Annotated in this window: 19 protein-coding genes; 17 read left to right on the top strand and 2 right to left on the bottom strand. The window is 62.5% G+C overall.

Translation table 11 applies throughout. The annotated features are described in order from the left end of the window. Positions 1 to 8: 8 nt before the first annotated feature. The 17 genes from DD559_RS13150 to DD559_RS13070 all read left to right on the top strand — a co-directional run bounded on the left by DD559_RS13150 (position 9) and on the right by DD559_RS13070 (position 22921). Positions 9 to 1133, top strand: a complete 1125-nt coding sequence (locus DD559_RS13150; protein ID WP_116469575.1) for an efflux RND transporter periplasmic adaptor subunit — start codon at positions 9 to 11, stop codon at positions 1131 to 1133. Next, positions 1120 to 4251, top strand: a complete 3132-nt coding sequence (locus tag DD559_RS13145) for a multidrug efflux RND transporter permease subunit (protein ID WP_276308185.1) — start codon at positions 1120 to 1122, stop codon at positions 4249 to 4251. The genes DD559_RS13150 and DD559_RS13145 overlap by 14 nt, the downstream gene beginning before the upstream one ends. Continuing rightward, positions 4248 to 5687 carry an efflux transporter outer membrane subunit gene (locus DD559_RS13140; protein ID WP_240610251.1) on the top strand — a complete coding sequence of 480 codons (1440 nt, stop codon included), beginning with the start codon at positions 4248 to 4250 and terminating at the stop codon, positions 5685 to 5687. Before DD559_RS13145 ends, DD559_RS13140 begins: the two co-directional genes overlap by 4 nt. Positions 5688 to 6087: 400 nt before the next feature. Then, the gene (gene rfbF, locus DD559_RS13135) at positions 6088 to 6858 is read left to right on the top strand and encodes a glucose-1-phosphate cytidylyltransferase (RefSeq protein WP_116469574.1); all 771 of its coding nucleotides are present in this window, start codon (positions 6088 to 6090) and stop codon (positions 6856 to 6858) included. After that, positions 6825 to 7955, top strand: a complete 1131-nt coding sequence (rfbG, locus tag DD559_RS13130) for a CDP-glucose 4,6-dehydratase (protein ID WP_368389688.1) — start codon at positions 6825 to 6827, stop codon at positions 7953 to 7955. Before rfbF ends, rfbG begins: the two co-directional genes overlap by 34 nt. Beyond that, positions 7930 to 9291 (top strand): lipopolysaccharide biosynthesis protein RfbH, encoded by a 1362-nt coding sequence (rfbH, locus tag DD559_RS13125; protein ID WP_116469572.1) that lies wholly within the window; start codon positions 7930 to 7932, stop codon positions 9289 to 9291. The genes rfbG and rfbH overlap by 26 nt, the downstream gene beginning before the upstream one ends. A gap of 49 nt (positions 9292 to 9340) precedes the next feature. After that, a complete protein-coding gene (locus tag DD559_RS13120) occupies positions 9341 to 10141 on the top strand; it encodes an aldolase/citrate lyase family protein (protein WP_116469571.1) in 801 nt (266 codons plus the stop codon). A 36-nt stretch (positions 10142 to 10177) separates the two neighbouring features. After that, positions 10178 to 12043, top strand: a complete 1866-nt coding sequence (locus DD559_RS13115) for a thiamine pyrophosphate-binding protein (RefSeq protein WP_116469570.1) — start codon at positions 10178 to 10180, stop codon at positions 12041 to 12043. Further along, a complete protein-coding gene (locus tag DD559_RS13110) occupies positions 12040 to 12729 on the top strand; it encodes an HAD family hydrolase (protein WP_116469569.1) in 690 nt (229 codons plus the stop codon). The genes DD559_RS13115 and DD559_RS13110 overlap by 4 nt, the downstream gene beginning before the upstream one ends. 3 nt (positions 12730 to 12732) lie before the next feature. Then, positions 12733 to 13692, top strand: a complete 960-nt coding sequence (locus DD559_RS13105) for an NAD-dependent epimerase/dehydratase family protein (protein WP_116469568.1) — start codon at positions 12733 to 12735, stop codon at positions 13690 to 13692. Further along, complete coding sequence (locus DD559_RS13100; protein WP_116469567.1) at positions 13689 to 15665, top strand: SLBB domain-containing protein; 1977 nt, start codon at positions 13689 to 13691, stop codon at positions 15663 to 15665. The genes DD559_RS13105 and DD559_RS13100 overlap by 4 nt, the downstream gene beginning before the upstream one ends. A 35-nt stretch (positions 15666 to 15700) precedes the next feature. Beyond that, positions 15701 to 16789 carry a GumC domain-containing protein gene (locus tag DD559_RS13095; protein ID WP_165831090.1) on the top strand — a complete coding sequence of 363 codons (1089 nt, stop codon included), beginning with the start codon at positions 15701 to 15703 and terminating at the stop codon, positions 16787 to 16789. Beyond that, positions 16786 to 17778, top strand: coding sequence for a glycosyltransferase family 2 protein (locus tag DD559_RS13090; protein ID WP_116469565.1), 993 nt, complete (start codon positions 16786 to 16788; stop codon positions 17776 to 17778). The genes DD559_RS13095 and DD559_RS13090 overlap by 4 nt, the downstream gene beginning before the upstream one ends. After that, the gene (locus tag DD559_RS13085; RefSeq protein ID WP_116469564.1) at positions 17775 to 18167 is read left to right on the top strand and encodes a GtrA family protein; all 393 of its coding nucleotides are present in this window, start codon (positions 17775 to 17777) and stop codon (positions 18165 to 18167) included. The genes DD559_RS13090 and DD559_RS13085 overlap by 4 nt, the downstream gene beginning before the upstream one ends. After that, on the top strand, positions 18164 to 19585 hold the full coding sequence (locus DD559_RS13080; RefSeq protein ID WP_116469563.1) for a hypothetical protein: 1422 nt from the start codon (positions 18164 to 18166) through the stop codon (positions 19583 to 19585). The genes DD559_RS13085 and DD559_RS13080 overlap by 4 nt, the downstream gene beginning before the upstream one ends. Then, positions 19582 to 21279 carry a hypothetical protein gene (locus DD559_RS13075; RefSeq protein WP_133243821.1) on the top strand — a complete coding sequence of 566 codons (1698 nt, stop codon included), beginning with the start codon at positions 19582 to 19584 and terminating at the stop codon, positions 21277 to 21279. The genes DD559_RS13080 and DD559_RS13075 overlap by 4 nt, the downstream gene beginning before the upstream one ends. 7 nt (positions 21280 to 21286) lie before the next feature. Beyond that, positions 21287 to 22921: an ArnT family glycosyltransferase gene (locus DD559_RS13070; RefSeq protein ID WP_116469561.1), complete on the top strand. Its 1635-nt coding sequence runs from the start codon at positions 21287 to 21289 to the stop codon at positions 22919 to 22921. A gap of 4 nt (positions 22922 to 22925) precedes the next feature. Here DD559_RS13070 and DD559_RS13065 read toward each other — a convergent pair whose 3' ends face one another. Then, positions 22926 to 24770 (bottom strand): sulfotransferase, encoded by a 1845-nt coding sequence (locus DD559_RS13065; RefSeq protein ID WP_116469560.1) that lies wholly within the window; start codon positions 24768 to 24770, stop codon positions 22926 to 22928. A 294-nt stretch (positions 24771 to 25064) separates the two neighbouring features. Then, entirely contained in the window at positions 25065 to 25694 is a 630-nt protein-coding gene (locus DD559_RS13060; protein ID WP_116469559.1) for a rhomboid family intramembrane serine protease, read from the bottom strand. Between the last annotated feature and the right edge of the window lie 2 nt (positions 25695 to 25696).

Genomic DNA, 25696 nt, shown 5'->3' with positions numbered 1-25696 from the left:
GCGGCGCCATGCTGCATTGTCTCCGCCTTTTTCGCCCCGTGCCGGTACTGGTGCCATTGGCCGTAGCGCTAGCCGGCTGCTCGACCGAAACGCTGCCCGAACCGGTGCGCGAGGTTGAGGTACTGACGCTGCGCGTCTCGCCGATCGCGGTGACGCCAACCGAAGAGCTGCCGGGACGCGTGGTCGCGTTTCGCACCGCCGAAATCCGCGCCCAGGTGGGCGGCATCATCCAGCGGCGCCGGTTCGAACAAGGCGCGCCGGTGCGCGCGGGGCAATTGCTGTTTGAAATCAGCCCGGCACCGTTCCGGGCCGACGCCGATACCGCGCGTGCCGCGGTCGATAAGGCAGCGGCGGCCTATGCGCGGGCGCGCACCCAGACGGAGCGGCTGAAGCCGCTGGTCGATGCCGATGCGATCAGCCGGCAAAGCTATGACGATGCCCTCGCGGCCCGCAATCAGGCCGCCGCCGAGCTCACCGAAGCACGCGCAACGCTGCGCCGCCGCCAGATCGACCTGGGCTTTGCGCGGATCACCGCACCGATTTCGGGCCGTATCGGCGCCGCCAACATGACCGAGGGTGCGCTGGTTACCACCGCCGACACCGCGCCGCTGGCCACGATCCAGCAGATCGATACGGTCTATGTCGACGTGCGCCAACCGGCCGAGCGCTATGCCATGCTTCGCGAAGCCGGTGGCGCAGCAGGGCCGGTCGAGATCCTGACAGCGTCGGGCACGCTGCACCCGGTGAAGGGCCGCATCCTGTTTACCGGGATCAACGTCGATCCGGGGACGGGCGACGCGCTCGTGCGGGTGGAAGTGCCCAATCCAAGCGAGGCGCTGCTGCCGGGCATGTTCGTGCGCGCCCGCCTGCCCCGCCGGGCGCTGCCCGCCGCGATCACCGTACCGCAACAGGCCGTGACACGCGACGGCGAAGGTGCCGCACAAGTGACGGTGGTGGATGCGCAGAACCGGGTGCACCTCCGCGCCGTCCGGCTTGGTCCAATCGTGCAGGGCCGCATCGTCATTCTCTCCGGCCTGCGTGCGGGCGAGGTCGTGATCGTCGAAGGGCAGGATCGGGTGCAGCCCGAAATGCCGGTACGTCAGCGCCCCTGGCGCGGCGGTGCGGGCCGCTGAGATGCCGCAGTTCTTCATCCATCGCCCGGTCTTTGCGTGGGTGATCGCCATCGCCATCGTGCTGATGGGCGTTATCGCCATTCCACAGATGCCGGTCGCACGCTTTCCCAGCGTCGCGCCACCGACGGTGAGCATCTATGCCAGCTACCCCGGCGCCACCCCGCAGACTCTGAACGACAGTGTCGTCTCGCTGATCCAGCGCGAGCTTTCGAGCGTGAAGAACCTGCTCTATTTCGAAAGCTCCGCCGATACCTCCGGATCCGCGACGATCACCGCCACCTTCCGGCCGGGCACCAACCCCGAAATGGCGCAGGTGGACGTGCAGAACCGGTTGAAGACGATCGAGCCGCGCCTGCCCCAGGTGGTGCGCCAGACCGGTGTCAGCGTCGAATCCGCTTCGTCAGGGTTCCTGATGATCGTCAGCCTGCTATCCGATGGGCGGCAGGACGAAGTCGCGCTATCCGACTATATGACGCGCAACATCGTCGACGAGCTTAAGCGCGTGCCCGGCGTCGGCCGCGTCCAGAATTTCTCTGCCGAGCGGGCGATGCGTATCTGGATCGATCCGGCGAAACTCGCGGGCTACGGCCTTACCGCATCCGACGTGACGACTGCGATCGGTGAACAGAACGTTCAGATCGCGCCAGGCGCACTGGGCGCCGAGCCGACCGCAGACGGCCAGCGCGTGCTGGTGCAGCTCACCGCCGACGGCCAGCTCAAGACACCAGCGGACTTCGCCCAGATTATCCTGAAGGCGAACCCGGACGGGTCCAGCGTCACGCTCGACAAGGTGGCGCGGATCGAGCTCGGCCGGCAGAGCTTCGGCAACGCCACACGCGAGAACGGCAAGCTCGCCGCCTCGGCCGCGGTTCAGCTGAGCCCCGGCGCCAATGCCGTCGCGACCTCGCAGGCCGTGCGCACCCGCATGGCCGAGCTGGCCCACGCACTACCGCCAGGGATGAGCTGGTCAGCCCCTTTCGATACCGCGCCGTTCGTGCGCATCTCGATCGAGAAGGTGTTGCACACGCTGGCCGAAGCGATGCTGCTCGTCTTCCTGGTGATGTACCTGTTCCTGCAAAAGGTGCGCTATACGATCATCCCGGCGATCGTGGCGCCGATCGCGCTGCTCGGCACGATCGCGGTGATGCTGGTGGCGGGCTATTCGATCAACGTGCTGACGATGTTCGGCATGGTGCTGGCGATCGGCATCATTGTCGACGACGCCATCGTCGTGGTCGAGAATGTCGAGCGCCTGATGCACGAGGAGCGGTTATCGCCACGCGACGCGACCGCCAAGGCAATGCGCGAGATCACGCCAGCGGTGATCGGCATCACGCTGGTGCTGTCGGCAGTGTTCCTGCCGATGGCGCTCGCTTCCGGATCGGTCGGCACCATCTATCGCCAGTTCTCGATGGCGATGGCGGTATCGATCCTGTTCTCCGCCTTCCTCGCGCTGACACTCACGCCAGCGCTGTGCGCCACATTGCTCAAGCCACTGGATAAAGAACCGGGCAAGAACCGATTTTTCACCTGGTTCGACCGACAGTTCGATCGCGCCACGCAGCGCTACCAGGGCTGGGTGCGGGCCCTGCTGCGGCGAAGCGGGCGGATGCTCGCCGTGTTCGCCGGGATCGTCGGGCTGCTCGGCGTGGCCTTCCTCAACCTACCTTCCTCGTTCCTGCCCGAAGAGGACCAGGGCTATTTCATGACCAGCTTCCAGCTTCCCGCCGACGCAACCGTTACCCGTACGCTAGAGGCGGTACAGGCGTTCGAGCGGCACACCGCCGGGCGGCCGGGCATCGAAACGACCGAGTCTATCCTGGGCTTCGGCTTTTCCGGCTCCGGCCCCAATGCGGCGATGATCTATACCGTACTCAAGGATTGGCGGGCACGCGGCGACACCGATGTGCGCAAGGAAGTCGCTGCCGCTGATGCCGCGATGCAGGCCGCCATCCACGAAGGCCAGGTGATGAACCTGATGCCGCCGGCAATTGACGAGTTGGGTACCTCTTCAGGCTTCACGTTGCGCCTCGAGGATCGCGCCGGCAAGGGGCGCCACGCCCTGTTCACCGCCCGCGACCTGCTCCTCGGCTATGCGGCGCGTAACGAGAAGCTGGCGAACGTCTATGCCGAGGGGCTGCCCGCCGGCACCAGCGTGCGGCTGGACATCGACCGGGCCAAGGCCCGCGCGCTGGGCGTGTCGTTCAGCGCAATCAGCGACATGATCGGCACCTCGCTCGGCAGCAGCTATGTCAACGATTTCCCCAACCAGGGGCGGTTGCAGCAGGTGATCGTGCAGGCCGACGCAGCGCACCGCATGCACCTGGAAGACGTACTACGCCTGCGGGTGCGGGGAAGCGGCGGCGCCACGGTCGCACTGGCGGAACTGGTGACGCCGGTTTGGAGCAACAGCCCGCTTCAACTTTCCACCTATAACGGCTACCCTGCGGTAAGCATCACCGGCACCGCCGCGCCCGGCACCTCGAGCGGCGATGCGATGCGCGAGATGGAAAAGCTCGCGGCGCAGTTGCCGGCTGGCTTTGCGATCGAATGGACCGGCCAGTCGCTGCAGGAGCGCGAAGCGGGTGCGCAGGCACCGATGTTGCTTCTGCTGTCGATGCTGGTGGTGTTCCTGGTGTTGGCGGCGCTGTACGAAAGCTGGTCGATCCCGGTCGCAGTGATGCTGGTGGTACCGCTTGGCCTGATCGGCGCGGTGTCCGCCGTGGCGCTGCGGGGCATGTCGAACGACGTGTTCTTCAAGGTGGGGCTGATCACGATTATCGGGCTCAGCGCCAAGAACGCGATCCTTATCGTCGAATTCGCCAAACAGTATCGCGCGGCCGGAAGCAGCCTGGTCGAAGCTGCGATCGCGGCGGCGCGGGTGCGGCTGCGACCGATCGTGATGACCAGCCTCGCCTTCACGCTGGGCGTTGTGCCGCTGATGGTAGCCGGTGGCGCGAGCGCAGAGACGCAGCACGCAATCGGCACCGGCGTTTTCGGCGGCATGATCACCGGCACCGTGTTGGCGCTGCTGTTCGTGCCCACCTTCTTCGTGGTGGTGGTGGGCCTCGCCGAGCGCTGGCAGGCCCGCGGCGCGGCGAAGGCGGAGACCGTATGATGACGCGCGCGTTCTCCCTCGCCCTGCTCCTGGCCACCACCGCCTGTTCGATGACGCCGAATCTGGCCTTGCCCCCCGCCCCGATCCCCCCCGCCTATCCGGTGATCGCAGGGACGGGTGGCCCGGACGCCGGTGAGGCACTGCCCGATTGGCGCACCATGTTCGCCGATCCGCGCCTGGCCCGGCTCATCGAAATCGCGCTGGATTCCAATCGTGACCTCCGCATTGCCGCGCTCAACGCCGATGCAGCGCGGGCGCAGCTGCGCGTGCAGCGTGCACAATCCCTGCCCGGCCTCCAGGCGGAAGGCGGCTACACCCGCCAGCGCCAACCCGCAGCCGTGGCGGGCGCGGGCGTCGGCCTCACGCCGGGCAGCGGCCCCAGCGGGTTCGAATTTGGCCAGTTCACCGCCCAGGCGGCACTGGCCAGCTTCGAGATCGATCTGTTCGGGCGGATACGCGCGATGAACGCGGCTGCGTTCCACCGCTGGCTGGCCTCGCTCCAGAGCCGACGCGCCGTACGATTGGCGGTGATCGGCACGATCGTCGACGTCTATCTGAACGAACGGCTGGCAGCGGAACAGCTGGCACTCGCCGAAGCGACCCTGGCCGACTGGCGCAATTCACTCGACCTTACCAAGCGGCTCAAGGAAGCCGGACAGGCAAGCGGTGTCGAGACCGCCCAGGCAGAAGGGCAAGTACGCCAGGCCCAAGCGGACGTCGCCCAGCGGCAGCGCGAAAAAATGCAGGCGACGAACGCATTGGCACTGGCGATCGGTGCGCCGCTACCCGGCGATCTTCCGCCACCGATCCCGTTGCTCGACCAGCCTATGCGTACTGCACTCGCCGCAGGAACCCCCTCGATGCTGCTGACGCGGCGCCCCGATATCGCCCAGGCCGAGGAGGATCTGCGCGCCGCCAATGCCGATATCGGTGCGGCGCGGGCTGCCTTCTTCCCGCGCCTTTCTTTAACGGGCGCGTTCGGCTTTGCCAGCATCGCACTCCGTGGCGTGTTCGATAATGCGAATCGCGCTTGGTCCTTCGCCCCCCAGGTCAGCGCACCGATCTTCCGTGGCGGCGAGCTGCGCGGCACGCTCGACCTCGCCAAACTGCGCGCATCCGTCGCGGTCGCCACCTATGAGAAGGCGATACAGACCGGATTTCGCGAAGTGGCCGACGGCCTGGTCGCCCGCGCGACCTATGCGACGCAGCGCGCCGAGTTACGCGCCGCAGCTGAACAGGCCCAGCGCCGAGCCGAGCTTGCCGCCCTTTCCTACCGCGCGGGCGCGACAGGACGTCTAGAGCTGCTCGATGCCCAACGCGCCCTATATGCGGCGCAGCAGGCCGTTCTGATCGTACGTCGGGACGAACTGGCCGGGGCGGCAGCCTTGTATCGGGCACTCGGCGGCGCATTCGTGCCGCCAGCGACGAATCGATAACCGCGCCAACTCGCCTAAGCCACACAATGGGGCATGGCCAAAGCTACACATGAAACCAGCTTTTTGAAAAGCCGTATCCCGAACGCGCGGGCGGCGAGATGCCGAAAGTAACAATATGAACCGATATACATGTCTTAACACCGTGTAATGTCTACGTCAGACACGGTTAAGTTTTTACCTGGAGCCACTCCCCCCAACGGCACCCGCAGGCCCGCCTGCGCGCGGGCTGCCAAGCTCCGCAGAGTACGAAACTTTCTGCCATGCGACCGGCTACGAGGTCCCCTGCGACGAACCGATCCCGGCCGCTTGACGGCCTTCATGGGACCAATTACGGGTGCCGCCTCGCAGTCTTATAGGCGCGACATAATTACCGATACTATAGAGTGACCGGGGCAGTGCGTTGACAAAAGCAGTAATATTGGCTGGCGGACTAGGTACTCGGCTAGGCGAAGAAACGTCCGTTCGCCCAAAACCCATGGTGGATATCGGTGGAATGCCGATCATCTGGCACATTATGAAAATTTATTCACACCATGGAGTGAATGATTTTGTGATCTGTCTTGGTTACAAAGGCTACATGATTAAGGAGTATTTTGCAAATTACTTCTTGCATACAGCGGATGTAACCATCGACCTTGCGAACAACAAGATGGAAGTCCATCAAAACTGGAGTGAGCCTTGGCGGGTCACCTTGGTCGAAACCGGCGCGTCGACAATGACCGGCGGTCGGCTGAAGGCCGTCCGAAATCACCTCGACGAAGGCGAGCCGTTTTGCTTCACCTATGGCGACGGCGTCTCCGACGTGGACATCACGCGGCAGCTCGAATTTCATCGCCAACATGGCCGTAAGGTCACCATTACTGCCGTTGCACCGCCGGGACGTTTCGGTGCACTGGAATTCGACGGCGATCTCGTGCGCAGCTTCCGTGAAAAGCCCGATGGCGACGGCGCTCTCATCAATGGCGGTTTCTTCATTGCCGACCCGTCGGTAATCGATCTCATCGATGCCCCCGAGACCATCTGGGAGCGCGAGCCGCTCGAAAAGCTGGCCGCGAACGGGGATCTTGTAGCATATCGCCACGATGGCTTCTGGCAGCCGATGGATACGCTGCGCGACAAGCATCATCTTGAGGAACTGTGGGCCGCTGGTGCCCCTTGGAAAGTCTGGTGACCCCTTCATTCTGGAACAATCGCCGCGTTTTCTTGACCGGGCATACCGGGTTCAAAGGCGCGTGGCTGTCCCTTTGGCTCACGCAGATGGGCGCTAAGGTGACCGGCTTTTCGCTGCCGGCGGAGCAGGACAGCCTGTTTCGCCAGGCAGGCGTTGCCGATGCGCTGACGCACATCGAAGGGGATATCCGCGACTTCGCGGCGGTGGAAGCGGCCATGGCCGACGCCGACCCGGAGGTTGTGCTGCATCTTGCCGCCCAGCCGCTGGTACGCCTGTCCTACGAGATGCCGGTCGAAACCTATGCGACGAACGTGCAAGGCACCGTGCACGTGCTCGATGCCTGTCGCCGCGCACCCGCCCTCCGGGCGATCGTGTGCGTGACCAGCGACAAATGCTACGAGAACCGGGAATGGGTTTGGCCCTATCGCGAGAGCGATCCGATGGGCGGCTATGATCCGTATTCGAGCAGCAAGGGCGCAGCGGAACTCGCGATTGCGGCTTGGCGGCGCAGCTTTTTCCAGAACGGCCCCGCCCTGCTCGCTTCCGGGCGGGCAGGCAACGTCATCGGTGGCGGGGATTGGGCCAAGGATCGCCTGATTCCCGATATCATCCGAGCGCTGATCGCGGGCGACCGCCCCTATATCCGCTCGCCGCATGCGATCCGCCCATGGCAGCATGTTCTCGACGCACTGAGCGGCTATCTCCTTCTGGCCGAACGGCTTTATTCGGGCGATGTAACCGCTTCCACCGGTTGGAACTTCGGACCGTCGGATGACGATGTGCGGCCGGTCGACTGGATCACCGATCGCCTGACGACGGCATGGGGTGCACCCGGCTGGGATCGCGACCACGATGCGAAACTGCACGAGGCTGGCGTTCTCAAACTCGATTGCTCCAAGGCCCGGACCGAACTCGCCTGGCGGCCGGCGCTTCCGCTGAATCGCGCGCTCGAATGGATCGTCGACTGGCACCGCGCCGTCGCCGGTGGCGCGAACGTTCTACAGACGACCCTCGATCAATTGGCGGATTATCGCGCTCTTCTTGCGACCGCAGCTACACAGAAAGAATCCGATGACCGTCGACGTCTCTTCCTTTGATCTGACTAGCCTGAGCAAGGATTGCGACGAAGCCGAGCTTCGCTCGATGATCCTGGGGCTGACCGGCGAATATGCCCGTCGCTTCCATGCGACCAAGCCGTTCGAGCCTGGTGTCAGCCCTGTCCCGGTTTCCGGCAAGGTCTTCGGCGACACCGATGTCTGCAATCTCGTCGATTCCGCGCTCGATTTCTGGCTGACCACCGGACGCTTCAATGATGCGTTCGAGGCCAAGCTGGCCCAGCGTATCGGCGTGCAACATGCACTGACCACCAATTCGGGCTCATCGGCCAATCTCCTCGCGCTTTCGACGCTCACCTCGCACTATTTCCGAGGCGAAGCGCTGAAGGCAGGCGATGAGGTCATCACCGTCGCGACGGGCTTCCCGACCACCGTCAACCCGGCGCTGCAGTACGGCTTGGTGCCGGTATTCGTGGATGTGGATATCCCCACCTACAACGTGAAGCCGGATATGATCGAGGCGGCGGTGACGGACCGCACGCGGGCGATCATGATCGCGCATACGCTCGGCAATCCCTTCGACATCGGCGAAGTGATGCGCGTGGCGGAGAAGTATAACCTCTGGGTCGTCGAAGATTGCTGCGACGCGCTCGGAGCAACCTTCAACGGTCAGAATGTGGGCACGTTCGGCCATATCGGTACACTCAGCTTCTATCCGGCGCACCACATCACCATGGGCGAAGGGGGCGCCGTATTCACGGACAAGCCACGTTTGAAGCGCGTCATCGAATCGATGCGCGATTGGGGTCGCGATTGCTGGTGTGCACCGGGCAAGGACGATACCTGCGGCAAGCGCTTCGGTCGTCGCCTGGGATCGTTGCCGATGGGCTATGATCACAAGTACACGTACAGCCACGCCGGGTACAACCTGAAGATCACGGATATGCAGGCCGCCGTGGGCCTGGCCCAGCTCGATCGCCTGGATGGCTTCATCGCAGCGCGCCAGCGCAATTTCGACCTGCTTACCGAACAGCTGCGCGACCTTGAGGAAGTGCTGATCCTGCCGGAAGCGACCCCCAACAGCGTTCCTTCCTGGTTCGGTTATCCCATCACCATCCGCCCGGAATCCAATGTCGATCGTGACGAGCTGGTGAAGTATCTGAACACCAAGAAGATCGGCACCCGCCTTCTGTTCGGCGGGAACCTGCTGCGCCAGCCTTACATGAAGGGCCGCAACTACCGCGTCGTCGGCGATCTTACGAACGCTGATCTCGTCACCACCAACACCTTCTGGGTCGGCCTCTACCCGGGTCTTACCGAAGGCCATATCAGCTATACGGTTGAAATGATCCGGAATTTCATCAAGAACGCGGCCTGAACTTTAGCACATACAAACCGAACAAGCCGCATAACGCGGGAGGAAACGAATGAACATTCTGGAAAAGCGCATGTTGGCCATTCTCCGCGAAGGCCGGGCCAACTTCGGCTTCAACGCCGTCAAGGCGGAGTTTGAAGCGGAAGGCACGCGCGTCGACGAGTTTCTGCGCCTGCTCGAAATCGCGCGCCGGGCCGATCTGAAGGTTGGCCTCAAGATCGGTGGCTGCGAAGCGATCCGCGACCTGATCGAAGGCCGTCAGTTCGGTATCGACTATGTCATCGCCCCGATGGTCGAGACCCCCTATGCGCTGACCAAGTATGTTGCGGCCAAGAACAAGGTGTTCGACGCGGACGAACGTGCCGAGGTCGGCTTCCTGTTCAACGTCGAGACGATCTCGACCTATCACCAGGTCGATGCCATGGGCGAAATCGCCCGTGAGGCCGGCGTGGGCATGGTGCTGGGCCGCGTCGATTTCGCCGGCTCGCTCGGCCACACCCGCGATTTCGTGAATACCGACGAAATGCTCGGCTATGCCCGCAAGGTCGCGGAAGTCGCCAAGTCCGCCAATGTCGATCTGGTGATCGGCGGCGGCGTAAGCCCGGATTCGATCGCACAGCTGCGCAGCGTACGTGAAATCCGCCTCGATCGCTTCGAGACGCGCAAGGTCATCTTCGACGCTGCCGTTCTCGATGGCGAGCAGGCAGCACGCGGCATGGAACTCGCCATCGAGTTCGAGCTGCTCTGGCTGCAGAACAAGCGCAACTATTACAAGTCGATCGCTGCCGAAGACGAAGCACGCATCACGATGATGGAAAAGCGCCAGGCAGCCAGCATGGCTGCGGCAGCCTGACCGGTTCGGCCCAGTAGACGGTTAGGCCCCCATATAATGACCAAGATTCGCGTTGCTGATTTGATTGCAAGGCTTCTCGTTGAAAACGGGATTCAAGACGTTTTCATGCTGACGGGTGGAGGTGCGATGCATCTCAACGATGCCCTCGGCCGGGAGCGTGGTCTTCGCAAGATCTTCACCCATCATGAGCAAGCCGCAGCGATCGCCGCGGAAAGCTATTGCCGCCTGTCAGGCCGGCCGGCCGCCGTCAACGTGACGACCGGCCCGGGCGGGGTGAACGCGCTGAATGGCGTTTATGGGGCCTATACCGACTCCATCGCGATGGTGGTGGTTTCGGGTCAGGTGAAGCGCGAGACCTGCGCGCCGAACTATCCCCTGCCCCTGCGCCAGCTCGGCGATCAGGAAGTCGACATCGTCGCGATGGCGAAGCCCATCACCAAATATGCCGTCGTTCTGAACGACCCGCTCGATGCCCGGAAGGTCGTGGAAAAAGCCATCCACCTTTCGCGCCGCGGCCGGCCCGGCCCTGTGTGGATCGACGTTCCGATCGATGTGCAGGCTGCTCCGGTGGATCCGGACCAGTTGGAAGGCTATGATCCTGCCAGCGATACCGACCATGCGGACGAAGCGGACAACAACGCAGCGGAACTGGGCCTGCTCAAGGGCGATGCGCTCAACGCCGAAGTTGCAGCGCTGTTGGCTGAATTGCACGCAGCCGAGCGCCCGATCGTCATGGCCGGTGCGGGCGTTCGTATTTCGGGGGAACATGCCCGCTTCCTCGAGTTCGTGGAAAGTCGCGGCATCCCGGTAGCGACCTGCTGGAATGCGCACGACGTTCTGCCGGACGCGCATCCGCTCTATGTCGGTCGGCCCGGCACCGTCGGCGATCGCGGCGGCAATTTCTCGGTGCAAAGTGCCGATTATGTGCTCGTACTCGGCTCGCGCCTGAATATTCGCCAGATCAGCTATAACTGGGGCAGCTTCGCGCGCGGCGCCAAGATCGCGATGGTCGAGATCGATCGTACCGAGTTGGAAAAGCCAACGCTTTCGCTGCATCGTCCCGTCCATGCCGATCTGGCCGACTTTTTCGCTGCAGCAAAGGTGATTGGCGTCCCGGCCGATGATCACGCCCGCGCGCGTCGGACGTGGCTTGCGCATTGCCGCGATCGTTGCGCACGCTACCCCGTGGTCTTGCCGGAATATCGGACCAGCGAAGGCCTGATCAACCCGTACGTGTTCACCGCTGAGCTCTTTGATCTCCTCGAAGAGGGCGAAGTCATCGTTGCCGGCGATGGCACGGCCTGTGTGACGACGTTCCAGGCGGCACGGATCAAGGCCGGCCAGCGCCTTTACACGAACTCCGGCTGCGCCTCGATGGGCTATGATCTGCCGGCTGCGATCGGCGCACATTACGCCGGGGATGCCAAGCGCATCATCTGCTTGGCGGGTGACGGCAGCATCATGATGAACCTGCAGGAGTTGCAGACGATCGTCGGCAACAAGCTGCCGGTGAAGATCTTCGTACTCAACAACGATGGCTATCATTCGATACGCCAGTCGCAGCAGAACCACTTCCCGGACGGGATCGTCGGTTGTGGCCCGGATAGCGGCCTCACGTTCCCGGACTTCTGCCGTCTGGCCGAAGGCTTTGGCATCGCAGCGCGCTCGGTGGATAATCACGCCGGTCTGGCCGCGGCGATCAAGGTAACCCTGGATGCCGAAGGCCCGCAAATCTGCGAAATCCGCATCGACAAGGCGCAGGAATTCGCGCCCAAGCTGAGCTCGCGGCGCCTGGAGGACGGAACGATGGTCTCCCCTTCGCTGGAAGATCTGTCGCCCTTCCTACCGCGCGAAGAGCTCGAAATCGCCATGGCGATGCCGCGCCAAGAGACCGCCCAATGAGCGAGGCCGTGATCTTCGACCTGGATGGCACGCTGGTGGACAGCTGTGCCACCTGCGTGGATATCCTGTCAGAGATGATCGAGGATCGCGGCGTCATTCATGCGATCGACCGGTCCTATGCACGCGGCTTCATGAGCCTGGGCGGACAGACCATGGTCGCCTCGCTGCTTGGACCCGCGGCAATGGACCCTGCAGCGGACCTGATCGAATTTCGCAGCCGCTATCAGGATCGCGTAACCTGCCCATCAACGCTGTTCGCCGGCGTGCCGGAAGGCCTGCGTGCGATGCGCGAGCACGGGCTGCGTCTTGCCATCTGCTCGAACAAGCCGCAGAATCTTTGCGAGAACGTGCTGCGCGACACCCGGATCGCGGAGTATTTCGAAGTGGTTGTCGGTGGCCGGCCTACTCTGCGTCCGAAACCGGCCACCGATCTCCTCGATATGACGCTTGCTGCGCTTGGTTGCGAGGCCGAGGACTGCCTGTTCGTCGGCGACAGCGAACTCGATTACGGCGCCGCCAATGCGTTGGCGATGCCCTTTGCCTTTCTGACCTATGGTTATGCGGAAGACGGGTGGAGCCTCCCCGCCGGGCTTTCGTTCGACGCGTTTCCGGAACTGTCCGCCACCCTGCTTTCTCGGGCGCAGCCCGTCGATATCCAGCTGTCCCGTCTAGCGACGGCGTTCTAGCGCGTGCTCACACCGTCCATCCTCGCGCACCTTCGCCAGGGTGATCGCCGTATTGTGGTGACCGGCGCCAGCGGCTGGGTTGGCCTCGCAACCCTGGAATGCCTGCTCGATGCACTGGGCAGCGAGGCATTTGCGCGTCAAGTTGTCTGCTTCGGATCGGTCGCCCGCACCCTTGCGTTGCGCGGCGGAAAGAGTGTGGAGCAGCGGCCGCTGGCGGAGATTGCCTCCCTGCCCGCGCAGCCCAGCTGGCTGTTGCATTTCGCGTTCCTTACCAAGGATCGTGCGATCGACATGGACGAAGCGGCCTATCGCGCCGCGAACGATGCGATTTCGCATCGCGTTCTGGGCGCGCTGGATGCGATCGGCGTCGATGGCGTATTTCTCGCCTCGTCGGGGGCCGCCTATCGCGCCGACGACGCAGCCGCCGCCCCCGAGATGCGGCTCTATGGCGCGATGAAGCGCGAGGACGAAGATCGCTTCGCCGCATGGGCGGAACGATCAGCCAAGACGCTCGTCATCGCACGAATTTTCAACGTCACCGGACCTTATATCAACAAGCATCAGGCCTATGCCTTTGCCAGCTTCCTGCTGGATGCGCTGGCCGGCCGCACGATTGAAGTCCGCGCGCCGCGTGCCGTCGTCCGCGCCTATGTCCCCATTCGCGAGATTATCGCGCTCGGTCTTTCGCTGCTGGCCTCGGCCCAGCCGGGAATGGTCATACGCTTCGATAGCGGTGGCACCCCGATGGAACTGGCCGAGGTCGCCCAGGCTATTGCCGCTGCGCTTCCCGGTGCGGGCGTGCATCGTGCGGCGATTGGCATCGCGCAAGCCGATATCTATCACGGTGACGTTGATGCCTATGCCAACTTGTTGTCTGCGCATGGCATCCCATCCACTCCCATTTCAGAGCAAATCCTGGATACTATGACCTATCTCAAAACTTTGGCCGAGGACGCGGCATGATCTCAGAATCCACCGACTCCCGCTTTGGCCGGATTGTACGCATTCGGCATGCGGCGGCTTTGCTTTGTGGCGTGGCGCCGCTCGTTGCGCTGCAGGCTCCGGCGATGGCGCAGGTCACGGATCCCACATACCAGCAAACCCAGCAGCAGCAGGGCAACCGGTCTAATAATAACAACAACTCGCAATCCGGCTCGCAATCGGGCACCAACGATTACGGCCAAGGATCCAGCCAGGTTCAGCCGCAGTCGAGCTTCCAGCCCGGGTCGATCGCGAGCAACACGCAGGGCTCGGGCCAGACGAGTACGCTGATCCTCGGCATGGATCCGGACGGCAAGGCAACGCTGACGCCGCGCGTGAAGCCATTGGCGAAGCCGAGCGAGTTCGAAGATTTCGTGGCGCGCTCCGTCGGCCATAAGGTCAAGCGGTTTGGCAGCGATCTGCTGTTACCGAGTGATCGCGATTATGCCGTGCCTGCTACGGCGACCATTCCGCCCGATTACCCGGTCGCAATTGGCGACACCGTCCATATCAATCTGACCGGTTCGATCGATGGCAGTGCCGACTTCGAAGTCGATCGTTCGGGGCAGATATTCCTGCCGAACGTGGGCACCGTTAATGTCGCTGGCGTCCGGTTCCGCGACCTGCAGAACACGGTCTCTCGCGCCATCGGCCGCAAGTATCGCGGATACGAAGTGACGGTCAGCGTTCAGAAGCTCCAGGGGCTTCGCGTCTATGTTACCGGGTTTGCAAACAATCCCGGGGCCTACAGCCTGAACTCTCTTTCGACTCTCGTGAATGCCGTGCTCGCCGCGGGGGGGCCTGGCGCAGGCGGCAGCTTCCGCCGGGTGGAGTTGCGTCGCGGCGGCAAGCTCGTGCGCTCGTTCGACCTATACGACCTCATCCGCAAAGGCGATAAGTCGCAGGATGCCATCCTGAACAACGAGGATGTTCTCTACATTCCTGCGGTTGGCAAGCAAGTCGCCGTTGTGGGAAGTGTGAACGAAGAGGCGATCTACGAGGCGCTTCCGGGCGAAACTGTGGGTGATACGCTGGCCCAAGCCGGTGGTCCGGCGCAGCTCGCGGATGCATCGCGCATCCTGCTCTATCGGCTGAGTGACCATTCGACCGTCGGCAGCCGCGAAATTGCGCGAAGCGAGTTCGCGACGCTGCCGGTCGAAGGCGGGGACATGATCCAGGTCCTCGCCGAAGGAAACCTGGTTCAGCCGCTGGCGCATCAATCGGTACTGGTGCGGATCGAGGGCGAAGTTGAACGGCCCGGCAACTATTATGTCGAGCCAAATACACCGATGTCGCAGGTTTTGCAGATGGCGGGTGGCACAACGTCACGCGCCTATATCTACGGCACGAAGCTGCTGCGCCAATCGGTCCGGGAGCAGCAGCGACAGGGCTATTTGCAAGCACTCGATCAGTTGGACCAGATGCTGGCGGCCGCACCGCTGGACGCGGATCCGGCGCTACAGCAGAATAGCGCGGCCGAACGTTTGACTGCTTCGCAGCAGATCCTTGCCGAGCTGAGGAACAAGGAGCCAGATGGCCGGCTCGTGTTGGGTATTGCCCCCAATGCGCGCGAACTCGACGGCTCGCTGCTGCTCGAGAACAATGATCGCATCATCATTCCGCCGCGCGTAGAAACCGTTGGCGTATTCGGCGCGGTCTATCGTCCGGCGTCGTTCCTGCTGAGTTCCGATGGACCGATGAAGGTTAGCCAATATATCGAGCGCGCCGGCGGCTTGCAGCGCTATGCCGATCGGGGACGTGTTTTCGTCGTCCGAGCCAATGGGGACATTTTGAGTAAGAAGCAGGGGGCTCTGAGCGCGCGGGTTCTTCCGGGCGACGTCGTGTTCGTTCCGATCAAGTCGCGGTCCACCTCGGTGTTGTCGAAGATCCGCGACATCAGCCAGATCATCTTCCAATTCGGCTTGGCGGCTGCCGCCGTGGTGGCACTGCGATGAGCCGTCGTCCCACGAGCTTGGTAGGACGCCTCGCGATGGCACCAGTGCTCCGCATTCCCGCTGCTAGACGGACGTTGGTGTGCGTGCTGGCCGGCGCTTGCGCCGTGCTCACCTTTTTCCCGGAGCACTATCGCGCGGCGGTTAGCATGACTCCCACCGATCCCGGCAGCCTGGGCCTAAGCGGAACGCTCGGGCAACTTGGTGCAGGGTCGAGCGTGTTTGGAAGCCAAGCCGCCTTGGAGATCAGTCTCAAGGTCGCACGCAGCCCCTATGTACGGGCCAAGGTAGTCGACTCGCTGAAGCTCGATCGGGCGCTTGGCGTAACGCCGCAGCAAGCCAATCGCTGGATTGATCGCAAAGTCGACGTCCGCACGCTGCGTGGCGGCATTCTGCAAGTGGAGATGGATTATCGCGACGCAAAATTCGCGCAGACCATCGTCCGCACATATGCCGAGGCGGTCCGGGCGCAACTCGCCGAGATTGCGCGTGGGCAGACCTCGTACAAGCGCAATATCCTCGAGACACTTCTCAGCACATCCTCGAAGCGCTTCTTCGCTGCGCAGACCGCCTATGATAACTTCCGCCTGCTTAACGGCGAAGGTGATCCCCAAGGCGCAATCCAACAAACCGCACTTCGCATCAACGCGCTTCAGGAGCAAATTCTGAGCAAGCAGGGCGAAATTGCCGCCCTCAAGAAATTCGCTACAGATGACAACATTCAGGTTCGGCGCTCAGAAGCAGAACTTGGTGTGTTGCAGCAGCAGCTGGCTGCTGCGCGATCGACAGCGAACACGGGCAGCACTTCTCTTGGCGGGATCGTAAACCGGTCGATAACGCTGGAAAAGCTGCAACGCGAACTCGATCTCGCACGCAACTTGTATCAGAATTACAAGCGATTCTTGGAAGGTACTACCGTCGAAGATCTGGCATCCACTGCCAATGTTCGCATTTTAGAGCCAGCCTATATTGATCCTGATAGGCAGTATAATATCATCTTTGCCGTATTGGGCGCTCTGATTGTGGTACTGGGCTTGGTAATTGAGTTCTATCACTTGCGCCCCCCCCTCGAGGCAGTGCCATCACTCAGCCCGGCCGGCGGAGACGCAGGAGCATCGCGGCGATGACCGAGCAGTCAATCTCTTTGCCTACTCAGGCTGTTACCGGGAAAGCGAAGCTTCCACTGGTGCCAGATCTGTCGGTCGTCATTCCATGTCGAAACGAAGAAGCGAACGCCGAGGCGATCGGTGCGGCCGTGATTGCCCAGCTGGAGCCACTGGATATCACCTTCGATATCATCTTCATCGACAATGAGTCGACGGATGCCACGGTCTCCATCATCCGGGCGATGTGCGCGCGTGACCATCGCATCAAGTTAATCGTCAACACACGCAACTTCGGCCAGATGCGCTCGCCTACGCACGGCATTTTCGAAGCGACCGGGCGCGCGGTGGTAGGCATGTGCGCCGATTTCCAGGATCCCCCCGAGCTTTTGCCGCGCTTCGTCGAACGGTGGCGCGCGGGTATCGATATCGTCCTGGGCGTTCGGGAGAATGAGCGCTCGGGCGCCATCTTGCGCGCCACCCGTTCGCTATCCTATGCGCTGGCCGCTCGGTTTGGCGATCATCCGATCATCCCAAACGCAACCGGCTTCGGACTGTACAGCCGTCGCGTCGTTGACACGATCAAGGCAATCCACGAGCCCGAACCCTTCTTCCGTGGAATGCTTGTAGAAACCGGCTATCCGCTGGAGACGATTCCATATGCCCGCCCGCCGCGGGCCCGCGGAAAATCGAACAACAACTTCATGGCGTTGCTTGATTTTGCGGTAGCCGGCCTAACCGGATCGTCGAAGGGCCTGCTGCGCGTTCCGATTTACATCGGCGTGCTTGGCGGCATCTTCACGATGCTGATGTTTCTGGGTGGAATCGCCGCTTTCTTCCTCGGTAGGCCGATTGCCGGCTGGTTCATCGCGATGGTCATCCAGGCGCAGTTCGCAATGCTGTTCGGCTTCCTCGGTTTGTTGGGCGATCATGTGCGCATGATCTCTGACCGTACGCGCAAAACCCCGCTGGTGATCGAGAAGGAGCGCATCAACTTCCCGGTGCAGCCGTGATCGCACGAGCGATCACGCCATCGCAGCTGCGCGAGCTGTGGCGCTACTATCAGGCCGGTATCGTAAATACTGCTTTTGGGATCGGCCTGTATGCGGCGCTGGTCTGGCTGGGCATGGATCGCTATGCCGCGCAGCTCCTGTCCCACCTTATCGGCATGGCATTCAATTATCTGACCTATAGCCGCCATGTCTTCAAGGAAGCCGGCCCTGCCAAGCTGCGCTTCGTGATAAGTTATGCTGTGAACTACGCCCTCAGCCTCGGCACATTATGGCTCCTGTCGAAGGTGATCCAGTCGCCTTACGCAGCCGGCATTCTCGCTGCATTCCTGGTCTCGATCGTGAACTACTTCGCCCTGAAGCTACTTGTTTTTAAAGCAAGCAACGCATGAACGTAGCTGGTGAACCGTTGAAGCAGGACGAGAACCGCTCGTCTCGCGCTAGCCGCGTTGGCTTATGGGTAGAGTGGTCATTTGCGATCATTGTCCTGATCGCACTGATGCGCGTCATGTGGATACTGTATTATGATGGCTATTTTCCACAGCCATTCTTCTACGTCCCCGGCGACATTTGGATGGACTGGTTCAATACTGCATATTGGGCCCATAACCGCGGCGCCTACGACAGTTGGATGACGATTTATCCACCACTGTCATTTGTACTGCTAAGGCTCTTCGGTAAGGCGTCTTGCTACGCGGCTGCCTCCGGCCTTGAAATGCGCGACTGTGATTGGGTTGGCATCGCAAGCATTCACGCGCTTTACATATTCGACATCGTCCTGATCGGCCGCATGTTCTGGAAGATCGACCCAAAGACCAGCCTTCCCCGCAGCTTTGCCCTAAGTGCGGGAATGCCGATGTTCTACGGACTCGAGCGTGGAAATCTGATCCTCTTCTGCCTCGCCTTTGTCGCGCTTGGCATGGGTCCGTTACTGCGTTCTGCGCGCCTCCGCTGGTTCTTTCTGGCGCTGGCAGTCAATCTTAAGGTCTATACCGTCACGATCGTGGCTTCCCTGCTTCTGCGGCGTAAATGGCTTGCCTTCGAAGGCTGCGCCCTCGCGATCGCCTGCGTCTACTTGGTTACGTATGCCATACTTGGCGAAGGCACGTTGTTCGAGATTGTCCGGAACATAACGGAGTTTTCGGGGGGCTTCCAGTCCGCCAGCGTTTTGGATATTTGGTATCCGAGTACCTACATCCCCTTGGAATCGCTATTTGGAGGTGGCGGTTTTCCGATTACTGCCGTCATAGGCTCAAGAATCGCTGAAAATGGCATCATCGCAATCAAGATAGTGCGCACTTCGGCGCAGGCCATTCTCCTTCTAGCTGCTTTCGCAACGTGGCTAAGACCGGAAAAAGTCCCGCCATTCCGGGCTGCGATGTTCGCACTGTCGCTTGCCCTGATTACGTCGGAAGCAGGTGGCTACACGCAGACGCTCATCATTCTTTTGATCTTCATGGAGCGTTGGGAAGGCATCTGCAGGCCTTTCGCGATGGTCATTTGTTATATCGCTTGCATTCCAGGAGAGATCATTCTCGATTCTATTCCGACGATCATTAGCTACAGCTATCTTGCGGGCCGGCCGGTCTTTGTAGACTTCGGCATAGGGCTTGGAATGTTCGTGCGCCCGCTGCTGAACATGCTTGCGCCGGTATCCATTGCGCTCTTTACGATCCGTACAGTGTGGATCGATATACGCGATGACGGCTGGAGCCTGCGCTGGCGGCACCGTGCCGATGCGGCATTCCTGCCTTGGATCCGACGCCCCCGCCCGCTGCAACCAGCGCCGCTGGCGAAGCCTGAGCAATGACGGCCCCGTCTACGGACAGGCCGCAGGCGGCGATCGGTCGACGTGCATTCCTGCCACTCGCCGCTGGGGTGCTGGGGGCAGCGGCCTACAGGCAGCCTGGCCAAGCCCAGGCAACGACCCAGCCTGGCCGGAGCAGCACGCTGGCCAATCCCGGGAACGGCGTTGTCCTGGGCAGCGGCACCCATGTCGTCACCGCCAACACGACGCTACGCACCAGCCTTCACCTCCAGCCCGGTGCACGGATCGATATCGCCGAGGGCCGAACGCTGCGCGTCCTCGGAGACTTTCAGGCGCCCGCCGAGGCTGTCCTCACCGGGAAAGGTACGCTCGACCTCAACAGCTCGACAGCGGCGTTCGCGCGCCCGGAATGGTGGGGCGCAAGCCCCGATGGTAGCGGCGATTGCCGCGCGGCGCTGGAAGCCTGCCTGCAAGCCCATCCCGTCCTGCAACTCGGTGCTGGCGACTATGCGATCGCCGCGACCTGGCAAGTGACGCGACCCTATTGCCATATTCGCGGCACCGGCGCCCGCGGCAGTGCCCTGGGCCAAGGAACACGGATCGTTCTGGGCAATGCCGAAGACGATGTCCTCCAGGTCGGCCCGCAAAGCGCACCGGGCGCCGTCAATGATTTCATCCGATGCATCGCGGTCCAGGGATTGACGCTGGCCCGCAACCAACCGGGAGAAGGGCAAGCCGCTGGCCTGCGCGCCCAGTATTTGCTCTATGGTGAATTCAGCGACCTTGCTGCCATGGAGCACGCACGTGGATTCGTGTGTTCTGGCCTGGTCCGGACCCGCTTTCAGAATTGCGCCGCCTTTCGCTCCCTGCCCGGGCGCGGGCGGACGGTCTGGCGCGGCTTCCACCTCGACGGGACAAAGGCGATCGGCCTTGCCGGCGGCAACGCTTCGATCTTCCTGGAAGATTGCAACGCCTCGATCGGCGGCGATCCGAACGTGGATGACGGCGTAGCCCTGCTGCTCGACGCGGCGTTTGCCGACAGCTTCATCATCAACTTCGAGTCCGCCGGTGTCGCGACTGGAATCCGTGTCGACGGCCATAGCGCACAGATCGGGGGACGTGCCGCTGGAGGCCATGTCAACCTGCACGTGCGGATGCCGATACTCGATCAATGCGAGGCGGTAGCCATCGATATCCGCGATTGCTCCCCAAGCGCGATGATCGATCTTTCCGACCCCTATGTTGCGCTCGCGCCCGGTGGCAGCGCCGCTCTCCGGCTCACCGCGATGCGGGGCAGTATTACCGTCAGCGGCGGGCAGTTGCTCGGCGGCATGAACAACGCCAGTGGCGCCAACGCGATCGGGCTCGAAGCACGCGACAGCGCGGGCATTGCTCTCTATGGCACGCGCATCCAGGACATGGCTCGGCCGGCGATCTTGTCCGATTGCGCGCGCTGCGACATTCGGGTTCAGATCGGCAATGCGCTGCATCCGGCCAAGGGCCCGGCCATCACCGCCACCGCCTGCACCAACCTGCTGCTTGCCCCCCTTGTCTATGGCGCGCCGCGCGCTTTTTCGAGCGCGGTCAAGCTATCATCGCCAAAGGGACCTCACAGCCTGGACCTCGCCGGAATAGACGCCGCTACCCTGCCCTCCGGCGCTCCGATCCTGATGATAGACGGCGTATCGGTCACCCGGTCCGGGCGGGTGGGCGATGTTACCGTGAGCGGTATTTGAACCGGCTATGCCCCGAAAGACCTGGTACCCGCTCGGCCTGATCCTGCTGGCAGCCTTCGCGCTGCGCCTTTATGCTATCAATTTTGGGCTGCCCGGCCTGAATGACCCCGACGAACTGATGTTCGAATTGGGCGCGTTCCGCATGTTGCGTACGGCAACGCTCAATCCGGGCTGGTTCGGCCACCCTGCGACTGTCACCATGTATGCGCTGGCTGTACTCGACGTCGTGACCTTCATCGCAGGATGGATTGGTGGAAAATGGGCATCTGTCGGCGCTTTCTCGACGGCGGTCTATCACGATCCCGGGATCCTGATCCTGCCCGGACGAGTGATGATCGCCCTATGCGGCGTTGCCACGATCGCGATGACTGCCCGGCTCGGCCAACGCTTGGCGAATGTCCGCGTCGGGCTGCTTGCTGCCACGCTGCTGGCAGTGAACCCGGTCCACATTACCTTCTCGCAGATCGTCCGATCGGACATGATGGGCTGCGTCTTCATGCTCGGAGGCCTGCTCGCCGCGCTGCGGATCGCGCGGGAGAACCAGCGCCGCGACTATGTGGCCGCCGCGCTTTGGCTGGCGCTTGCCGTGGCCACCAAATGGCCCTTCGCCATCATTGCGCTTCCAGTTGTTGGTGCGGCGGCATGCGCATGGCGCCGGCAGCGCGCGGCTGGCACCGCGATACTGTCCCGCCTCGCCCTGTTCGGCCTGCTCGCGCCGTGTTTCGTGGTTGCCATCGCACCTTATCTCGTCATCGATTGGCAGACCGTCGTCCAGAACCTGCACGGGGAGGATCAAGCCTGGCACCTTGGCGCCAATGGCGGCTCGTTCCTACAGAACGTCGCATGGTACCTCACCACACCCCTTCGAAAGGCGATGGGCCTGTTCGGCCTGTTGTTGGCGGCTTCAGGAATGTACCTCGCTCGTAGGGACAGGGACGTGATGATGATCGTCGGGCTCACCCTTATCGGATTTTTCGCCCTCATCTCCTCCCAGAATCTGGTCTGGGAACGCTGGGCGCTTCCGCTCATGCCCCTGCTGGCGATCCTGGCTGCCATTACCCTGGACCGCACCTGGAGCGTTTTCGCGGCGCGCTTCCCCCAGGTGCCGATGGCGATCGCTGCGAGTTGCGCAATGCTGGCCCTGCTCGCACCGCTCGCCGCCACCGCGATCGCACAGGGCTATGCCCGCCTGCACGACACCCGGCAGCAGGCAACCGCATGGGTGCGGACAAACGTGCCTGCGGTCCGATCGATCTTTGCCGAGCATTTCGCGTTCGACATGCTTCAGGGCCCGTGGCGCTTCCGCTTCCCGATGGGCGACAATGGCTGCGTCGACCCCCGGACGTTCCTCGCGGAACGCAAGGGCTACGGCTCGATCCAGAGCGCTCGGGGCAGTCGCTCCAACGTCGACTTCGGGACCCTGCCGCCAGAGATGCGCCAGACCTGCCATGCCGACTATGCCGTACTGAGCCAGTATCCACGGTACCGGGATGAACGTCGCCTGTTCCCCGATGCCTATGCGGCATATCGTACGTGGATCGCTCAAGGGCGGATCGTGGCGGTTTTTCGCCCTGAACAGGGAAAACGGAGTGGCCCGGAAATCGTCATCGTGCGCTTCCCGGAAGAAGCCGCACGACCATGACGGATCAGCGCGCGATCAGGGTTTCCAGTTCTCGCTGCCAAGCCTTGCGAAATCGATCTCGCGAATAGCGTGCGGCAGTTGCCTGCCCGCGTCCAGCGATAGCCGCTGCAAGGTCAGGATATCGGAAAGCATTCACCAGGTCCTGCGCGATACCGGTCAGGTTCGGATAGGGATGAACGCGGCAGTTTGCGCCAGACCGCATATAATCCCGCCCGCCGAAACCATCGAAGCCAAGCACCATTGTGCCCATCGCCATCGCCTCCAGCGGTACCAGGCCAAATCCTTCGCAAACCGCCAGCGTAACCAGATGGCGCCGCTCCCCAAGCTTGCGCAGCAATTCCGGCTGCTTGCAATCCCCCGCCCGCAGGATCGCCCCTTCCCAGTCGACCGCGCTTGCCACCCCGGCGTCGATACTCCGGACCTCTTGCCGCAATCGCGCAAGCAGCGCGGTCTGCAACGCCTCGTCCCCCTTGAGGTAGAACCAAACCGAGTTCGGCGCCCTGTTCCACCAAAAGGGGGAAACGGCGCCATCGGGGTCGACAAACGGCCGGATGATCGGGGCCTCCAAGCCATAAACATTTGCAAGGAAATCCTGCACGAAGCCTCCGACCGCGACATGCCGATCGAACCAGCGATCGAGCACGGCAAATGTGGAGAAGCCCTGGACGTACATCAGCTTGCGGCAATGATGGGTTAGCCCCACAATGCCATTCGAAAAGGACGGATTGCAGATCAGCACATCCTGAGGCCGCACCATCTCCGGCAGCGCTTCGCGCGTCACGGTGGCAAAGCGGGTCGGGTATTCGAAGATCGACTCATCGGGGTTTTCAGCTGCGCATTGCACCGCATAACAGGTCATGCCGATCTGCTCGCTTGCCACCCGTCCGATTTCATAGGCCATGTGCGTACCCCCGGCAGGGATATACGCGCCCATTACGAACGCCCGTGGCGCGTCCGCGGCGTGCGGCCCCGGCGCACTCGACGCCTGCGGCAGTAGATTCCCTTCCCCCTTGGCCACCATCGTCCTCGCCGGCAGCTTCGCCTCCCATCGATCCCTGAAATCCGGGTAGAGATGCTCGACCATCGGCATAAGCGGCTGCAGCCGTTTCATCAATGCAGCAAAGTCCACCCCAGCATAGCGCTGCACGGGATCGAAGGCAGAGCACTCGGGATAGTCCGACGTCCCGGGACAGATCGGCGCGAGGGTCTCCCTCGGATCTGCAACGAGATCCTCGTACCGAAGAACACGCCCGTTCGGCAGCGAGAGATAGGTCCGCAGCTGGAATTCGAGAAGCTTGACTTGCCGTTCCAGCGGATCTCCGATCGCATCGAGCTGCTCTTTCCAAGCCGCAGGGGCAAAGCGCTCGAGGTTGGGCATGTGGCCGCGGTTTACCGGCATGTCGACCGTTTGCCAGGCCGCGAGCACGGTAAGCGGATCGCGAACCATCGTGTAAATCGGGAAATGCGCCACCAGCAGATCCGCCAGCGCGGTGAATTCGGCCGGATGCTTGACCGCGAGCGTGAAATCCGGGCCAAGTGGCTTATCGAACGTCAATGCGCCCCACTGTTCCAGAACACGGCGCAAGATGCCATGGTGCTGGGGCGGCTCCACCCAATTATCGGGGATCTTGCCGTCGACATGCTTGGTAGGAAGCGGCGCACCAGCGAGAGCGCTGGCACGAAATTGCGCCACGCAGGAGACGATATACGCTACCGCCGCGTGCCGATCCAACCCTTCTGGTACAACCAAAGGCTCTGCGAGCGCGATTACGTTCGGTTGGCTGTTCAACAAGGATGTGACCAAGGTCGTGCCTGACCTTGGAAACCCGGTTATGAGAATATCGACCATTTGCCCCCGTTTCGAATGCTTCCGAACCGGCCGCAACCTGCATCTTCGAAGACCCGAAGTGGCGACACATTCGCTTGTGTGCCTTCAATCGGAAACGTCTTCCACCCGCATTTGAGCGGCATTGTTCGGGGACGTGTTCTTACGCCGGGCAACAAAAGGCTGTCGAACGATTTCTGGTTTACTAAGGTCCGGAATGCGCAGCGCTGCAACGGCCTGCGCAGATCGCTTCCACGCGGGGTGAAAGAGGCGGATCCGGGAGCACCGGGCACGGGCCGATGCCCGCAAAGGACTCGGTCAGGCGTGCCGCCAGCGCCAGAGAAGCAACGGACGTGCCATCGCCAGTCCGATCAGGAACCCGCCGACATGCGCCCAGATGGCGACGTCGACACCACCTTGAAGAAAGGCGAAGCCCATCAGGAGGTTCACGCCGATCCACGCGGCTGCCAACCACGCAATATGCACCAGCTGCGCCGGGATGGGCCCGATCGCCTTGGCGCGCTGGCGCCCGAACAGCAGCGAATAGGCGCCCACCACGGCCGAGGTCGCACCGCTCGCACCGATCATCGGCGCGGTCGACGTCGGACCGCCCAGCCACTGCGCCGTTGCCGCTGCATAGGCACCGACCAGGTACAGGAGGATCAACCCCTTGCCTCCCACCGCGCGCTCCGCCTCCCGCCCAGTGAAGGCAAGCATCAGCATGTTCATGCCGAGGTGGAAAAAGCCCGCATGAATCAACGCGGACGAAAGCGGTGTCAGTGCCGCAGGTACCGCCCAGCGGCCGGGCATCGCGACCGCACCGAAGAAACGCGCCGGAATGAACCCGCCGAGATACTGAAGTTCCAGCGTATTGGGCGCGAGGCTGACAACCAGGCTAACGACGACCGTGATGGCGACGATCGCCGTCGTAGCGCTCAGCCTTCGCATTG

The sequence above is a fragment of the Sphingomonas pokkalii genome, from assembly GCF_003096275.1.
GTDB classification, from domain to species: Bacteria; Pseudomonadota; Alphaproteobacteria; order Sphingomonadales; family Sphingomonadaceae; genus Sphingomonas; species Sphingomonas pokkalii.
This window is presented reverse-complemented; position numbering and strand designations above follow the sequence as displayed.

Bases quoted from the DNA above. Each gene is read 5' to 3' on its own strand.
- DD559_RS13150 (WP_116469575.1), top strand. From the start codon at position 9: ATGCTGCATTGTCTCCGCCTTTTTCGCCCCGTGCCGGTACTGGTGCCA.
- DD559_RS13140 (WP_240610251.1), top strand. From the start codon at position 4,248: ATGATGACGCGCGCGTTCTCCCTCGCCCTGCTCCTGGCCACCACCGCC.
- rfbH (WP_116469572.1), top strand. From the start codon at position 7,930: ATGACCGTCGACGTCTCTTCCTTTGATCTGACTAGCCTGAGCAAGGAT.
- DD559_RS13120 (WP_116469571.1), top strand. From the start codon at position 9,341: ATGAACATTCTGGAAAAGCGCATGTTGGCCATTCTCCGCGAAGGCCGG.
- DD559_RS13115 (WP_116469570.1), top strand. From the start codon at position 10,178: ATGACCAAGATTCGCGTTGCTGATTTGATTGCAAGGCTTCTCGTTGAA.
- DD559_RS13110 (WP_116469569.1), top strand. From the start codon at position 12,040: ATGAGCGAGGCCGTGATCTTCGACCTGGATGGCACGCTGGTGGACAGC.
- DD559_RS13100 (WP_116469567.1), top strand. From the start codon at position 13,689: ATGATCTCAGAATCCACCGACTCCCGCTTTGGCCGGATTGTACGCATT.
- DD559_RS13095 (WP_165831090.1), top strand. From the start codon at position 15,701: ATGGCACCAGTGCTCCGCATTCCCGCTGCTAGACGGACGTTGGTGTGC.
- DD559_RS13090 (WP_116469565.1), top strand. From the start codon at position 16,786: ATGACCGAGCAGTCAATCTCTTTGCCTACTCAGGCTGTTACCGGGAAA.
- DD559_RS13080 (WP_116469563.1), top strand. From the start codon at position 18,164: ATGAACGTAGCTGGTGAACCGTTGAAGCAGGACGAGAACCGCTCGTCT.
- DD559_RS13075 (WP_133243821.1), top strand. From the start codon at position 19,582: ATGACGGCCCCGTCTACGGACAGGCCGCAGGCGGCGATCGGTCGACGT.
- DD559_RS13070 (WP_116469561.1), top strand. From the start codon at position 21,287: ATGCCCCGAAAGACCTGGTACCCGCTCGGCCTGATCCTGCTGGCAGCC.
- DD559_RS13065 (WP_116469560.1), bottom strand. From the start codon at position 24,770: ATGGTCGATATTCTCATAACCGGGTTTCCAAGGTCAGGCACGACCTTG.
- DD559_RS13060 (WP_116469559.1), bottom strand. From the start codon at position 25,694: ATGCGAAGGCTGAGCGCTACGACGGCGATCGTCGCCATCACGGTCGTC.